The organism is Nocardia aurantia, assembly GCF_009604425.1.
GTDB classification, from domain to species: Bacteria; Actinomycetota; Actinomycetes; order Mycobacteriales; family Mycobacteriaceae; genus Nocardia; species Nocardia aurantia.
Genome location: NZ_WEGI01000013.1, coordinates 244781 through 258280 on the forward strand (window position 1 = coordinate 244781; position 13500 = coordinate 258280).

Here is a 13500-nt window from a genome sequence, read left to right on the forward strand (position 1 = left end):
GTCGTCATGAACTGCCGGCGAGCAGTGCGTACTGCGCCGCCGTCCGTTGCTGGGTTTCCCAGAGCCGCTGGCCCAGCAGCAGTGCCGCATATCTGCCGTACGAGACGAAGCAGCGGAATTCGGCGGCCGATGCGGCGGTGCGGTCGCGTATACAGACCGAGCCCGGCACTTTCTCCGGTGGGTCGACCGGACGATGACTCGCGGGATCGCCCAGGCCCGGCGAATCCCGGACGAACTGCCGGGCGGCGTCGGCGTCACGTGTGCGGAAGAGCAGAACGTTGGGCGTCACGGCGACGCGATCGACGCCGGTCCGTTGGAGGACCGGTAGGCGACTGCCTTGGTCGAGAACATAATTCGAATAGCCCCACAGCGTATAGACCACTTCACCCTGTCCGTCCGGCGATGGGATGTAGGGCGAGGCATGCAGGGTCCGGACCAGCACCCGATCAGGATCTTGTTGCAGGGTGTCCAGCCGGTCCAACGGTGTCGGCGCGAACCGATCCAGTTCCGGCAATTCGGCGTCCAGGTATCGCTGCGTCATCCGGACCAGCCGGTCACTATCGGTGGTGCGGGAGTCCGCCAGGACGGTGACGACGAAGTCGCCGCGCGCCAGGGTTGTTCCCATAGTGGGTACCGATGGCCGCCAGTGTGCCGCGGCCCCGGGATACTCCGGAATCGCTACGGCGACATTCTCCCGATCGGCCGCGAAGTCTGCCGCATCCATCTCACCGGCGGCCGCGAACGCGGCCGCCCGGTCCGGGAATCGCAAGACCGTGACCGTCAATCCCTCGTGCTTGTGGGTGCCGTAATCGGCCCTTCTGAGGGGCATCACGGTATCGGCGGAACCGGTCGAGAACCCGAGGATGAAACCGTGCGCGGACAGCACCGGAACAGTGGCCTCATAGAGATAGTCGGTGACGCTGCCGATGTCCGTGTGCGCCTCTGCGGAGGCGCCGACGGCATATGCCGGGTCGACCGAGTACGGGCTGAGCACCGAACCGGCAAGCCTGGCCGCCTCGATACGCAGCTGGGCGGTCCGATCCACGAGCCGGGGCAGCTCGGGTGCGCGGAACGAATATCTGCCGGTATCCAGAGCGCGGACGTCCACTTCGGCCGGTGTGCCGGTCCCCGGAATCCGTGTCGCGCAGCCGGTGAGCAGAACGGCCGTAACGATGATGCTGACGAAAAAACTCATGACCCGGATGATCTTCATTCCGGTCACTTCACTTCCGGAAGATTCGCCATGATGTCTTGAACGATCTCCTGCGCGATGATACAACGGATGCCGGCGACCGCGGACTCCGCAGGATTTTCGACGCGCACTGTCACCATTTCCGCTCTGCCACCCGAGACAATTCGATAAACACCCATTCGGGTACATGAGGGTGAATTCAATTCGGACTCGGTGACATATATCTTTTCGTCCGGCAGGAAACCGTCGAGCCCGATCGGCCGCGAACCCGTATCCGGCACCTTTCCCTGTGCCAGGTCCACGGTCAGTGTGTATATGCCGTTCCAGACGCAGGAATGGAGGGCCACGGCGCTGCCGTCCACCTGTTTACCGATCCTGGTATCGATCGTCTCGTTGGTGACGAGCGAACAGGGATCGTGCCCGGCCAGCGATCGTCGGATATCCGGTAACAGCGGGGAGGCGGTGGTGATGCGCGATGCGATTCGGGCAGCGAACCGGCTTGCGAGGTCGCAGCGATTTCTCGGGGTCCCGCCGCTGATCCGGATCGTGACGCCGAACTGTGGATCGGTTCCCGCCGGCCGCAACCCACGCGTGCAGGAATCTTCGCCCCGGTCGGCGGCATCCGAAATCAATACGCCTCCGGTCGCGGGCCCGGAAGCATGAAAGCCGTCGGTCCGCTCGACGGCGATGTCGAGCCGATGGTCACCGTCCTGCGCGGTACATGTTCCCCATTGTTCGGAGGCCGGCGGCCTGGTCCATGTGCCCGGACCGGATACCACTGGATCGTCGAGGAGCGCGCATACATCCATCGACCGCAGTGCGGTGAGGGTCATACCGGGCGGTGGAGGCATCGTCGCGGCCGGCTCGTCTCTGTTCGACACCACGATCCCCGCAGTGATCACGAGGGCGAGCAAGGCTGCCAGCGCGGTCGACCATCCGATCGACCGGCGCAATTTGCGCCTCTCTCCGGCGGCCGCAGGGTCATCGAAAGCCGATTCGGCCTGCGGCTGCCCTGAGTTCTCGACGGCCCCGGCCACCAGCGTGGCTTCAGGATCGGCGGCCGACGCCGCCAGTTCTGCGCTCCTCCGGATTGCCTCGTGCACATTTCTGGTCCATGGTTGTGCGCGGGCCGGCTGTGGTCCCAGATGATCGAGCAGCAGCGCCGTGGTCGGCCGGAGTCCGGGATCCTTGTGCAGGCACGGTTCGACCAGCCGGCGCACCGTTGGTGAGAGCGTCCGGAGGTCCGGCTCGGCGTGCAGAATCCGGTACAAGGTCTCCGGCACTGTCGAACCGGCGAAGGGGCTCCGCCCCGCGGCCGCCATGACCAGCACCACGCCGAAGGAAAAAATATCACTGGCGGCAGTGAGGGTTTCGGATTGCGCCTGTTCGGGCGACATGTAGGCCGGCGAACCGATGATCGAGCCGGTTCCGGTCAGCTCGGATCGTTCATCGACCGCGCGAGCAATGCCGAAGTCGATTACCCGCGGCCCATCCTCGGCCAGGATTACGTTTGCAGGCTTCAGGTCTCGATGTACGAGCCCGACCCGATGGATCGCCTGCAGCGCGGCGGCCAGGCCCACCGCCAACGTCAGGAGTTGTTCCTCGGGCATTGGGCCGTACTCCGTCACCGCTCGATCCAAGGACAGTCCGGGAACGAAAACCGATGCCAACCAAGGAAATTCGGAGTCGATCTCGAAATCGACCACTGCGGCGGTGAAGGCGCCGGACACCCGCGCCGAGATCTGCACCTCCCGGCGGAACCTGGCTCGAAAGTCCCCCTCGGCGACCAGATGTGGGTGAATCTGCTTGATGGCGACGAGCCGGCCGTCAGGTCCGGCTCCGAGTAGCACCCTCCCCATACCGCCGCTTCCCAGCAGGCCGAGCAGCCGGTATCGGCCGATTCGCGTGACATCACCTGGGTCCAGCGGGGTCACCATCAGGTGTTCTCCAGCCGATCGATGACGGCGACCAGGATTCGCTCGGTGATCGCACATGCCGAATCACGAGCGTTCACGCTGATCGGCTGTGCCGTCGCCTGGATGATCTCCGCGCGGTTCTCGGTGGTCGCCTGTTGGACCCGGGCGGTCGCGCAGGTACCGTCCGGCGCGACGACCCGTGCGGCGGTGAAGTCGGCGACCATCGGGTTGCCCTCGACCTGGATCAGCCGATACTGCGGGTCGTTGTCCATGCGTTGGGTTTCCGTGGTCCGGATCGTTACGGCCACAGTGTCTCCTGCCCACGTGCAAGTGTGGATGTCCGTCTCGGCGGGACGGACCGCAGGTCCGGCCACTGCCGACGAAAGCACCGAGGAATCCAGCGAAGCACAGGGATCGATCCGAACCACGGAACGACGGGGCAGCGCCGCCTGCGGAGGCTCGGTGACCAGTCGTAGCACGATCGCACGCAACGTCTTCATGGCGAGAGTGCAGGGATCACCGTCGAAATTGGAGACAGTGGTGGCGATTCCGAGTTTCGGTTCGGTACGCACGAGAAGTGTTCGGGCACATGCCCGAGGTGCGTCGGAGGTCGCGAGAACCTCTCGACCGGCGAGCACCCCGGCGGTCGTCTCGGGCGTTGCGGATGCCACTGCGGTGCCGACGCCGATCGAGAGGGCCGCCTGTCGTCCGCCGTCAGCCGTGATTTTCGTGCTGCAGACCGAGGAATCGACTGGTTCCGGCGCACTCGGCCGGCCGAGTGCGCCGAGGACGTTCGAATCGAGCAAGGCGCAGGTATCCACGAGCCGCAGTTGATCATCCGACATCGTGAGGGTCCGGCCTGCCAGCGGATCCGCCGGTACGGCGGCCGGCCGGTGCGTCGCGACCGTGAGAATGGCACTGCCGATCACGACAGCCGAAACCGCTGCGGCGGCAGTCCATCTCATCCGCCGGCCGAACCTGCGGGTGTTCGGCGATCGAGCCCACCGGTTCGCCTCCGACCGATGGGCGGAGATCTCCTGCCTCACGGCCGGACTCCATCCGGAACTCACCGGAATACGCTCGATCATCTCCAGCAATTGCTCGGGAGTAGGCCGGTTCATCGGGTCCTTTGCCAGGCACGCATCCACAAGTGGCCGAAGTGCCTCGGGAATTCCGCTGGTGTCCGCCTGCCGGTGGACGACGTTGAAGAGAGTTTGCGGAACAGAGGGACCGAGAAACGGGCTGCGTCCGGTGGCGGCCGCGGCCAGAACAGCGCCGGCGGCGAAAATATCGCTCGCAGGAGTGAGCGGACGGCCTTCGGCCTGTTCGGGAGACATGAAGGCGGGCGAACCGAGCAATGTGCCGACGCCGGTCAGCTGAAGATCCGTATCGAGCGTGTGGGCGATGCCGAAGTCGATGACCCGGGGGCCGTCGGCGCCGAGCAGTATATTGGCGGGTTTCAGGTCACGATGGATCATGCCGGCCCGGTGAATTTCGCGCAGGGCGGCGGCCAGCCCGCCCGCGAGCAGCCCGAGGCCGCCGACTGGGAGCGGACCGTATCGCTCGACCACGTCACGCAGCGCCGGGCCGGCTACATAAACCGACGCCAACCATGGCTGTCCCGCATCAGGATCCGCATCCATCACAGCGGCGGTATAAGCCCCTGTGACCCGCTGTGAAGCCTGCACCTCGAGCCGGAAGCGATCCCGGAAACGGGGAGTCTGTGCGAGGTGCCGGTGGATCACCTTGACCGCCACGAGCCGGCCGTCCGGCGCGCGGCCCAGCAGCACTCGGCCCATCGTGCCCTGCCCGATCACCGCGACCAAGTGGTAGTGGCCGAGCGTGCGAAAATCGTGTGGCCCCAACGGTTTCACGGCTCAGCCCTCCCCTGCTGCCGCTATGGTACCGATCCGTTGCCGGATGCGTGCCGACTATCCGTTCCGGTACGCCGGCGCCCGGGAACTGCCCGCCGGGGCGAGGGTGTGGAGTAGGGGCAGGGTGCGGCGCGGGACGACCGTGGACAGCACGACCACGCTGTGCGACCGGACCACCGCGGGACTCCGGTCGATGCTCAGCAGCACCGATTGCAGACCGGTGTGCGAGTCGGCGCCCAGCCGGCAGAGCACGTCGCCGGAACCGGTGGTGGCGTAGGCCTCCAGTACGCCGGGTATCGCCGTCAGGTCGGTGGCTACCGCGTCCAGCGCGCCCTGGGCGATCTCCAGGGTCACGAACGCCTGCACATCGAAGCCGGCAGCCGTCACGTCGACCTGCGGATCGTAGGAGGTGATCACCCCGGACTCCTCCATCCGCGCGATGCGGGCCTGGACGGTCGCGCGGGCGACACGGGTGCGGCGGGACAGTTCCAGCACGCCGGCCTTCTGATACTCGTGCATGGCGGTGAGGATCGCGAGGTCCAGTTCGTCCAGTTTGGCGGGCTGGTGCGGCATCGGCGGCTCCGTTCGGTGAACTGTTCAAAGTGTCCAGCAAAAGCCCGGTGCAGGTGGCGTAATTCACCATCGTGTCGAGCGAATTCGAGCGGTCTTGCCCAGTCCGCGCCGCGGAGATTTCCTTGGTACATGACTACCGACAACCTGCCGAGGACGGGCGAAGTACCCAGCGACAGCGAGTTGCGTCGCCTGGTGGGGCTGGTCGATCACGATTCCGCGCACGATCCCTTCCCGGTGATCGGATGGGACGCGCTGGTCTGGGTGGTCGGCAATGCGACGGTGTTCGCACACTATCTGCAATCCGCGTTCGGCATGCGGCTCGAGGCATATTCGGGACCGGAGACCGGCAATCGCGATCACAAGGGTTTCGTGCTGCGCAGCGGTAGTGCGCGGTTCGTGATCACCGGCGCCGTCGATCCGGACAGTCCCCTGGTCGCGCACCACGCGCGGCACGGCGACGGCATCGCCGACATCGCCCTCGAGGTGCCCGATGTGGACCGTTGCGTCGCGCGGGCGCGAGCGCAGGGTGCGACGGTCCTGGTGGCCCCGCACGACGACAGCGACGAGTTCGGCACCGTCCGCAGCGCGGCACTGGCCACCTACGGCGACACCCGCCACACCCTGGTGGACCGCTCCCGGTACGAGGGCCCGTATCTGCCCGGCTACGCGACCGTGGATCCGATCGCCGGACACGCGACGGCCCGGCTTTTCCAGGCCGTCGACCACGTCGTCGGCAACGTGGAACTCGGCCGGATGGACGAATGGGTCGGCTTCTACCGCCGGGTGATGGGTTTCCGCAATCTGGCCGAGTTCATCGGCGACGACATCGCCACCGAGTACTCCGCGCTGATGAGCAAGGTCGTGGCGAGCGGGAACCATCGGGTGAAATTCCCGCTGAACGAGCCGGCCGCCGGCCGCAAACGTTCCCAGATCGATGAGTATCTGCAGTTCTACCGGGGTCCGGGGGTGCAGCACATCGCGCTGGCCACCGATGACATCCTGACCGCGGTCGACGCGCTGCGCGCCGCCGGGGTGGAGTTGCTCGGCACGCCGGACGCCTACTACTCGGATCCGGAGCTGCGCGCCCGGATCGGGCACGTGCGGGTTCCGGTGGAGCAGTTGCGTTCCCGCGGCATCCTGGTCGATCGCGACGAGGACGGCTATCTGCTGCAGATCTTCTGTAAACCGCTGACCGACCGGCCGACGGTGTTCTTCGAACTGATCGAACGGCACGGTTCGCTGGGATTCGGCAAGGGCAACTTCAAGGCGCTGTTCGAGGCCATCGAACGGGAACAGCAGGCCCGCGGCAACCTCTGACGGACGTTCGGCGGGCCGTTACCCGGCCCCCACTCGGCTGTCTGCTTTCCGTGCCCGCGCCCAGTAGAGTGCCAGGCATGCGGATCACGTCGGCGATCGTCGCGACGACAGCCCTCGCGGCGGCATTGCTCGCGGGGTGCGGGTCGGGTGACAAGTCGAGCGGTGACGCCCCCGCGGTGCGGCCCCCGGCGAAGGTGGCCACGCTGGGGCCGTTCACCGGTGAATGCGGCAATGCCACGGACGACGAGGTACGCAACCTCGGCGGCCTCACCCAGGTCTCCCGCGCGTTCAAGAATTCGGTGGGCTGCAATTGGCAGGCCGCCGGGATCGGCTCGCCGAGCGTCACCTTCGCCTCCTACCGCGGCAGCCCGATCGGGCGCGAGCGCGCCTGGGTCACCGCGCAGGGCCGCAATCCGGAGGATATCGAGGTCGGCGGGCACAAGGGCTTCCAGGACGCCTCGCCGGACGGATCCATCTGCGACCTCGCGGTGCAGCTCGGCGACGATTTCTTCGAGTGGTCGACCTCCACCGGGCTGTTCCCGTCCCAGGGCGGCAGCCCGTGCGACAAGAACCGGAAACTGGCCGAACTGACCGTGCAGAGACTGAAGTGAGGCAGCCGATGAGAGCTCCGGCCGTAGTGGTCGCGGCGCTGGCGGTCGTGGTGGGACTGTCGACGGCCGGCTGCGGGCGGACCGTCACCGGTACCGCGCAACCGGCCGGTGGCAGCGGCAGCGTGAACATGAACTTCGACAAGCTGTTGCGTGAATGCTCGGTGGTCCAGCTGGACGAGATCGCGAAGGCCACCGGGTCCGCCAGCGCCGATTCGTCCTTCAACGGCGCGGTGTGCATGTGGGATCTGACCGGCGCGCCGGGCGGCGACGGCATGGCCACGCTGAACTGGTACGAGATGGGCTCACTCGCCAACGAGAAGCAGAACAACGACCGGCTCGGCTATCAGACCTCGGACATCAATGTGCAGGGCCGCCGGTCGCTGCAGGTCCGGCGCCCCAACGATCCGGACTCCTGTGGTGTGATGGCGCCGGCGGCCGATACCGGGATCATCGGCTGGTGGGTGAACTACCGTCCCGGCGGCGGCCATCCGGACCCGTGCGACGCGGCGAAGAAGTTGGCGGAATTGACCTTGAACCTGGCCCGATGACGATCCGCCGGCGGCGTAGCACGGGGACCCCCTTTTTGCCCCCCGCCGCGCCGACAGGTATCGTGGACCGCTGTGCCCGGATGCGTGCGGGCAAGTTGTGAGCAGGACATAAGCCAGCGAGAGCGGCCGACGGTTTCAGCGTGCCCCGGAAAAGGGTCCTGAACTGCGCGCGACACGCCCGACCTCGGGGCGCGAGGAACGCGGCAACTGAACACAGACATGAAGTTCCAGACACCTGGTTACTAATAAGGAAAGCCGGTCTATGCCAACCATCAACCAGCTGGTCCGCAAGGGTCGTAGCGACAAGGTCGCCAAGACCAAGACTGCGGCCCTGAAGGGGAGCCCGCAGCGTCGTGGCGTGTGCACTCGCGTGTACACCACGACCCCGAAGAAGCCGAACTCTGCGCTGCGTAAGGTCGCGCGTGTTCGCCTGACCAGCCAGGTGGAGGTCACCGCCTACATTCCGGGCGAGGGTCACAACCTGCAGGAGCACTCGATGGTGCTCGTGCGTGGCGGCCGTGTGAAGGACCTCCCGGGTGTGCGCTACAAGATCATTCGTGGCTCGCTCGACACTCAGGGTGTCAAGAACCGCAAGCAGGCCCGCAGCCGCTATGGCGCCAAGAAGGAGAAGAGCTAATGCCGCGCAAGGGTCCCGCTCCCAAGCGTCCCCTGATCAACGATCCGGTCTACGGATCGCCGCTGGTCACCCAGCTGGTCAACAAGATCCTGCTCGACGGCAAGAAGTCGACCGCGGAGCGCATCGTCTACGGCGCCCTGGAACAGGCCCGCGACAAGACCGGCACCGATCCGGTGGTCACCCTGAAGCGCGCGCTGGACAACGTCAAGCCGTCGCTGGAGGTCAAGCCCCGGCGTGTCGGTGGCGCCACCTACCAGGTGCCGATCGAGGTGCGGCCGGGCCGCGCCAACACCCTCGCGCTGCGCTGGCTGGTGAATTTCGCCCGGCAGCGCCGTGAGAAGACCATGGTCGAGCGTCTGGCCAACGAGTTGCTGGATGCCAGCAACGGCCTGGGCGCGTCGGTGAAGCGTCGCGAGGACACCCACAAGATGGCCGAGTCGAACCGGGCCTTCGCGCACTACCGCTGGTGAGTCGGCTCCCGGATCGCCGAGTAACGGCACCGGGAGGCGAGTCACAGTCGGGCACCGCGGCGCAGTCGCCCGAATCGCAGCGTGTGTCGCTGCAAGGCAGGGCACTACCACGCCGCGCCCGACGTTGAACAAGTGATGGCCTCGGGCTATGACCGAAAGCCGATACCCGGCCGGACGTCATGGTCAGGGTCGTTCCCGATGATCCCTACACAGCTGAACGCCCAAACACAGAGCGGGGAAGATTTCCGTGGCACAGGACGTGCTCACCGACCTCAACAAGGTCCGCAACATCGGCATCATGGCACACATCGATGCCGGTAAGACCACGACAACCGAACGCATCCTCTTCTACACCGGCATCACCTACAAGATCGGTGAGGTCCACGACGGTGCGGCCACGATGGACTGGATGGCACAGGAGCAGGAGCGGGGGATCACCATCACCTCCGCCGCGACCACCTGCTTCTGGAAAGACAACCAGATCAACATCATCGACACGCCCGGGCACGTCGACTTCACCGTCGAGGTGGAGCGGTCGCTGCGCGTGCTCGACGGCGCGGTCGCGGTCTTCGACGGCAAAGAGGGCGTTGAGCCGCAGTCCGAGCAGGTCTGGCGGCAGGCCGACAAGTACGACGTCCCGCGCATCTGCTTCGTCAACAAGATGGACAAGCTCGGTGCGGACTTCTACTTCACCGTCCAGACGATCAAGGATCGCCTGGGCGCGAAGCCGCTGGTCATCCAGCTGCCGATCGGTGCCGAGGACACCTTCGAGGGCATCGTCGACCTGGTCGAGATGAACGCCAAGGTGTGGCGCGGTGAGACGAAGCTCGGCGAGCAGTACGAGGTCGTCGAGATCCCGGCCGATCTGGCGGAGCGCGCGGAGGAGTACCGGCAGGAACTGCTGGAGACCATCGCCGAATCCGACGAGGTGCTGCTGGAGAAGTTCTTCGGTGGCGAGGAGCTCACGGTCGAGGAGATCAAGGGCGCCATCCGCAAGCTGACCGTCAATTCGGAGCTCTACCCCGTGCTCTGTGGCTCGGCGTTCAAGAACAAGGGCGTGCAGCCCATGCTCGACGCCGTGATCGACTACCTGCCGAACCCGCTGGACGACGGTGGCACCGACGGCCACGTCCCGGGCAAGGAGGAAGAGGTCCTGCACCGCGACGCGAGCGTCTCCGAGCCGTTCTCGGCGCTGGCGTTCAAGATCGCGACGCACCCCTTCTTCGGCAAGCTGACCTACGTCCGGGTGTACTCGGGCAAGGTCGACTCCGGCGCCCAGGTCATCAACTCGACCAAGGGCAAGAAGGAGCGTCTGGGCAAGCTGTTCCAGATGCACTCCAACAAGGAGAACCCGGTCACCGAGGCCCAGGCCGGCCACATCTACGCGGTCATCGGCCTGAAGGACACGACCACCGGCGACACCCTGTGCGATCCGCAGAACCAGATCGTGCTGGAGTCCATGACCTTCCCGGATCCGGTCATCGAGGTGGCCATCGAGCCGAAGACGAAGGCCGACCAGGAGAAGCTGGGCACCGCCATCCAGAAGTTCGCGGAGGAGGACCCCACCTTCAACGTGAAGCTGGATCAGGAGACCGGCCAGACCGTCATCGGCGGCATGGGCGAGCTCCAGCTCGACATCTACGTCGACCGGATGAAGCGCGAGTTCAAGGTCGAGGCCAACATCGGCAAGCCGCAGGTGGCCTACCGCGAGACCATCACCAAGAAGGTCGAGAAGCTCGAGTACACGCACAAGAAGCAGACCGGTGGTTCGGGCCAGTTCGCTCGCGTGATCATCGCCCTGGAGCCCTTCAAGGGCGAGGACGGCGCGACCTACGAGTTCGAGAACAAGGTCACCGGTGGCCGCGTGCCGCGCGAGTACATCCCCTCGGTCGACGCCGGCATCCAGGACTCCATGCAGTACGGTGTCCTCGCCGGTTACCCGCTGGTCAATGTGAAGGCACTCCTGCTCGACGGCGCCTACCACGAGGTCGACTCCTCGGAAATGGCGTTCAAGATCGCGGGTTCGATGGCCCTCAAGGAAGCGGCCCGCAAGGCCGGTCCGGTGATCCTCGAGCCGCTGATGGCCGTCGAGGTCACCACGCCCGAGGAGTACATGGGCGACGTGATCGGCGACCTGAACTCCCGCCGTGGTCAGATCCAGGCCATGGAGGAACGCAGTGGTGCCCGTGTCGTCAAGGCGCTGGTTCCGCTCTCGGAGATGTTCGGTTACATCGGTGACCTGCGGTCGAAGACCCAGGGCCGGGCGAACTTCTCCATGGTGTTCGATTCGTACGCGGAGGTTCCGGCCAATGTGTCGAAGGAGATCATCGCCAAGGCGACCGGCGAGTGATCACAGCCGACGAACGATCGTTCGCCGTTCGCGGCGGGCGATCGATCGGACGCCGTGCGACTCTCTGAGCGCTTGCACGACCCCCTGAAATAACAACCGCACTGCTGCTAAGCAAGCAACAACAAGTCCAGGAGGACAACAGTGGCGAAGGCGAAGTTCGAGCGGACGAAGCCCCACGTCAACATCGGCACCATCGGTCACGTCGACCACGGCAAGACCACGCTGACCGCGGCGATCACCAAGGTTCTGGCTGACAAGTACCCGAACCTGAACGCGGCGTTCGCGTTCGACCAGATCGACAAGGCGCCGGAGGAGAAGGCTCGTGGTATCACGATCAACATCTCCCACGTCGAGTACCAGACGGAGAAGCGGCACTACGCCCACGTCGACGCCCCGGGCCACGCCGACTACATCAAGAACATGATCACCGGTGCGGCCCAGATGGACGGCGCCATCCTCGTGGTCGCCGCCACCGACGGCCCGATGCCGCAGACCCGTGAGCACGTGCTGCTCGCCCGTCAGGTCGGCGTGCCCTACATCCTGGTCGCGCTGAACAAGTCGGACATGGTCGACGACGAGGAGATCCTCGAGCTCGTCGAGATGGAGGTCCGCGAACTGCTGGCCGCCCAGGAGTTCGACGAGGACGCGCCGGTCGTGCGCGTCTCCGGCCTGAAGGCCCTCGAGGGTGACCCGCAGTGGACCCAGTCCGTGCTGGACCTGATGGACGCCGTCGACGAGTCGATCCCGGACCCGGTCCGTGAGACCGACAAGCCGTTCCTGATGCCGATCGAGGACGTCTTCACGATCACCGGTCGTGGCACCGTCGTCACCGGTCGTGTCGAGCGCGGCATCGTCAACGTGAACGAGGAAGTCGAGATCGTCGGCATCAAGCCGAAGACCACGAAGACCACGATCACCGGCATCGAGATGTTCCGCAAGCTGCTCGACCAGGGTCAGGCGGGCGACAACGTCGGCCTGCTGGTCCGTGGTATCAAGCGCGAGGACGTGGAGCGCGGCCAGGTCGTCATCAAGCCGGGCACCACCACCCCGCACACCGATTTCGAGGGCCAGGCGTACATCCTGTCGAAGGACGAGGGCGGCCGCCACACCCCGTTCTTCAACAACTACCGCCCGCAGTTCTACTTCCGCACCACCGACGTGACCGGCGTCGTGACCCTCCCCGAGGGCACCGAGATGGTCATGCCGGGCGACAACACCGAGATGAGCGTCAAGCTCATCCAGCCGGTCGCCATGGAAGAGGGCCTGCGCTTCGCGATCCGCGAGGGTGGCCGCACCGTCGGCGCCGGTCGCGTCACGAAGATCATCAAGTGACGTTGCCCCGCAACGTAACTCGACAGTGACGTTCCCCGGAACGTGACGATCGCACGAGGGCCGCTCCCCGAGGGGGAGCGGCCCTTCTGCTGTTCGCCCGGGCGGCATCACCCGGCCGGTATGCTGTGACGATGACCAGGATTACCTTCGACGCGAACCAGCTCGGTGGTCGGCCCTGTATTCGCAATATGCGGATCAGGGTGAAGGATGTGCTGGAACTGTTGGCCATCGGCGAGACAGAGGACTCGATCCTCGAGGATTATCCCTATCTCGAGCGGGAAGACATCCGCGCCTGCCTGGCATTCGCCGCAGCCGAGGCTGACCATCCGATCCTACGAACCGCGTGAAGTTTCTCGTCGACGCGCAGCTGCCGCCTGCACTGGCACGTGCGATTACCGGCGAAGGTCACGACGCAATTCATGTCTGCGATATCGAGCTGACCTCGGCCTCCGACCACGCCGTATGGGAGGAGGCCACCAGACTCGAGGCGGTGATCGTCACGAAAGACGAGGACTTCGTGACGATCAGCCGTTCCCGCGGCGGAGATTCGACGCCTGCCGTCGTGTGGCTACGTGCCGGAAATTGTTCGAAAAAGGCTCTGCTGGAAGGGTTTCTGCCCATCTTGCCGACCGTCGTCCACATGTTGGCGGCCGGCGAGAGGTTCATCGAGGTGCGCTGAT

General features: G+C 65.7%; 13 protein-coding genes. 9 read left to right on the plus strand and 4 right to left on the minus strand.

Going from position 1 to position 13500, the window contains the following annotated elements; genetic code table 11:
- Positions 1–4 precede the first annotated feature (4 nt).
- Genes NRB56_RS29460 through NRB56_RS29475 form a run of 4 tightly spaced genes read right to left on the minus strand, consistent with a single transcriptional unit; the run spans position 5 to position 5555 of the window.
- Positions 5–1213 carry a DUF7373 family lipoprotein gene (locus tag NRB56_RS29460; RefSeq protein WP_153347550.1) on the minus strand — a complete coding sequence of 403 codons (1209 nt, stop codon included), beginning with the start codon at positions 1211–1213 and terminating at the stop codon, positions 5–7.
- A gap of 5 nt (positions 1214–1218) precedes the next feature.
- Positions 1219–3129 carry a serine/threonine-protein kinase gene (locus NRB56_RS29465; protein ID WP_194291031.1) on the minus strand — a complete coding sequence of 637 codons (1911 nt, stop codon included), beginning with the start codon at positions 3127–3129 and terminating at the stop codon, positions 1219–1221.
- The gene (locus tag NRB56_RS29470) at positions 3129–4982 is read right to left on the minus strand and encodes a serine/threonine-protein kinase (protein ID WP_153347552.1); all 1854 of its coding nucleotides are present in this window, start codon (positions 4980–4982) and stop codon (positions 3129–3131) included. The genes NRB56_RS29465 and NRB56_RS29470 overlap by 1 nt, the downstream gene beginning before the upstream one ends.
- A gap of 57 nt (positions 4983–5039) precedes the next feature.
- Positions 5040–5555 (minus strand): Lrp/AsnC family transcriptional regulator, encoded by a 516-nt coding sequence (locus NRB56_RS29475; RefSeq protein WP_153347553.1) that lies wholly within the window; start codon positions 5553–5555, stop codon positions 5040–5042.
- A gap of 129 nt (positions 5556–5684) precedes the next feature.
- Between NRB56_RS29475 and hppD the strand changes: the two genes are divergently transcribed.
- From hppD to NRB56_RS29520, 9 genes are all read left to right on the plus strand, one after another.
- Positions 5685–6872, plus strand: a complete 1188-nt coding sequence (hppD, locus tag NRB56_RS29480) for a 4-hydroxyphenylpyruvate dioxygenase (RefSeq protein ID WP_153347554.1) — start codon at positions 5685–5687, stop codon at positions 6870–6872.
- Positions 6873–6949: 77 nt separating this feature from the next.
- Positions 6950–7483 carry a DUF3558 domain-containing protein gene (locus tag NRB56_RS29485; protein WP_153347555.1) on the plus strand — a complete coding sequence of 178 codons (534 nt, stop codon included), beginning with the start codon at positions 6950–6952 and terminating at the stop codon, positions 7481–7483.
- Between the two features lie 8 nt (positions 7484–7491).
- Positions 7492–8031, plus strand: coding sequence for a DUF3558 domain-containing protein (locus NRB56_RS29490; RefSeq protein WP_153347556.1), 540 nt, complete (start codon positions 7492–7494; stop codon positions 8029–8031).
- A 262-nt stretch (positions 8032–8293) separates the two neighbouring features.
- Positions 8294–8668 (plus strand): 30S ribosomal protein S12, encoded by a 375-nt coding sequence (rpsL, locus tag NRB56_RS29495; protein ID WP_153347557.1) that lies wholly within the window; start codon positions 8294–8296, stop codon positions 8666–8668.
- On the plus strand, positions 8668–9138 hold the full coding sequence (gene rpsG, locus NRB56_RS29500) for a 30S ribosomal protein S7 (RefSeq protein WP_019932692.1): 471 nt from the start codon (positions 8668–8670) through the stop codon (positions 9136–9138). Before rpsL ends, rpsG begins: the two co-directional genes overlap by 1 nt.
- A gap of 247 nt (positions 9139–9385) precedes the next feature.
- Positions 9386–11488 (plus strand): elongation factor G, encoded by a 2103-nt coding sequence (gene fusA, locus NRB56_RS29505; protein ID WP_319943721.1) that lies wholly within the window; start codon positions 9386–9388, stop codon positions 11486–11488.
- 141 nt (positions 11489–11629) lie between these two features.
- Complete coding sequence (tuf, locus tag NRB56_RS29510; RefSeq protein WP_319943722.1) at positions 11630–12820, plus strand: elongation factor Tu; 1191 nt, start codon at positions 11630–11632, stop codon at positions 12818–12820.
- Positions 12821–12951: 131 nt separating this feature from the next.
- Positions 12952–13167 carry a DUF433 domain-containing protein gene (locus NRB56_RS29515; RefSeq protein WP_153347558.1) on the plus strand — a complete coding sequence of 72 codons (216 nt, stop codon included), beginning with the start codon at positions 12952–12954 and terminating at the stop codon, positions 13165–13167.
- On the plus strand, positions 13164–13499 hold the full coding sequence (locus NRB56_RS29520; protein WP_319943723.1) for a DUF5615 family PIN-like protein: 336 nt from the start codon (positions 13164–13166) through the stop codon (positions 13497–13499). The genes NRB56_RS29515 and NRB56_RS29520 overlap by 4 nt, the downstream gene beginning before the upstream one ends.
- Position 13500 lies beyond the last annotated feature (1 nt).

Bases quoted from the DNA above. Each gene is read 5' to 3' on its own strand.
- rpsG (WP_019932692.1), top strand. From the start codon at position 8,668: ATGCCGCGCAAGGGTCCCGCTCCCAAGCGTCCCCTGATCAACGATCCG.
- NRB56_RS29485 (WP_153347555.1), top strand. From the start codon at position 6,950: ATGCGGATCACGTCGGCGATCGTCGCGACGACAGCCCTCGCGGCGGCA.
- NRB56_RS29515 (WP_153347558.1), top strand. From the start codon at position 12,952: ATGACCAGGATTACCTTCGACGCGAACCAGCTCGGTGGTCGGCCCTGT.
- NRB56_RS29490 (WP_153347556.1), top strand. From the start codon at position 7,492: ATGAGAGCTCCGGCCGTAGTGGTCGCGGCGCTGGCGGTCGTGGTGGGA.
- NRB56_RS29460 (WP_153347550.1), bottom strand. From the start codon at position 1,213: ATGAAGATCATCCGGGTCATGAGTTTTTTCGTCAGCATCATCGTTACG.
- rpsL (WP_153347557.1), top strand. From the start codon at position 8,294: ATGCCAACCATCAACCAGCTGGTCCGCAAGGGTCGTAGCGACAAGGTC.
- NRB56_RS29475 (WP_153347553.1), bottom strand. From the start codon at position 5,555: ATGCCGCACCAGCCCGCCAAACTGGACGAACTGGACCTCGCGATCCTC.
- hppD (WP_153347554.1), top strand. From the start codon at position 5,685: ATGACTACCGACAACCTGCCGAGGACGGGCGAAGTACCCAGCGACAGC.
- NRB56_RS29465 (WP_194291031.1), bottom strand. From the start codon at position 3,129: ATGGTGACCCCGCTGGACCCAGGTGATGTCACGCGAATCGGCCGATAC.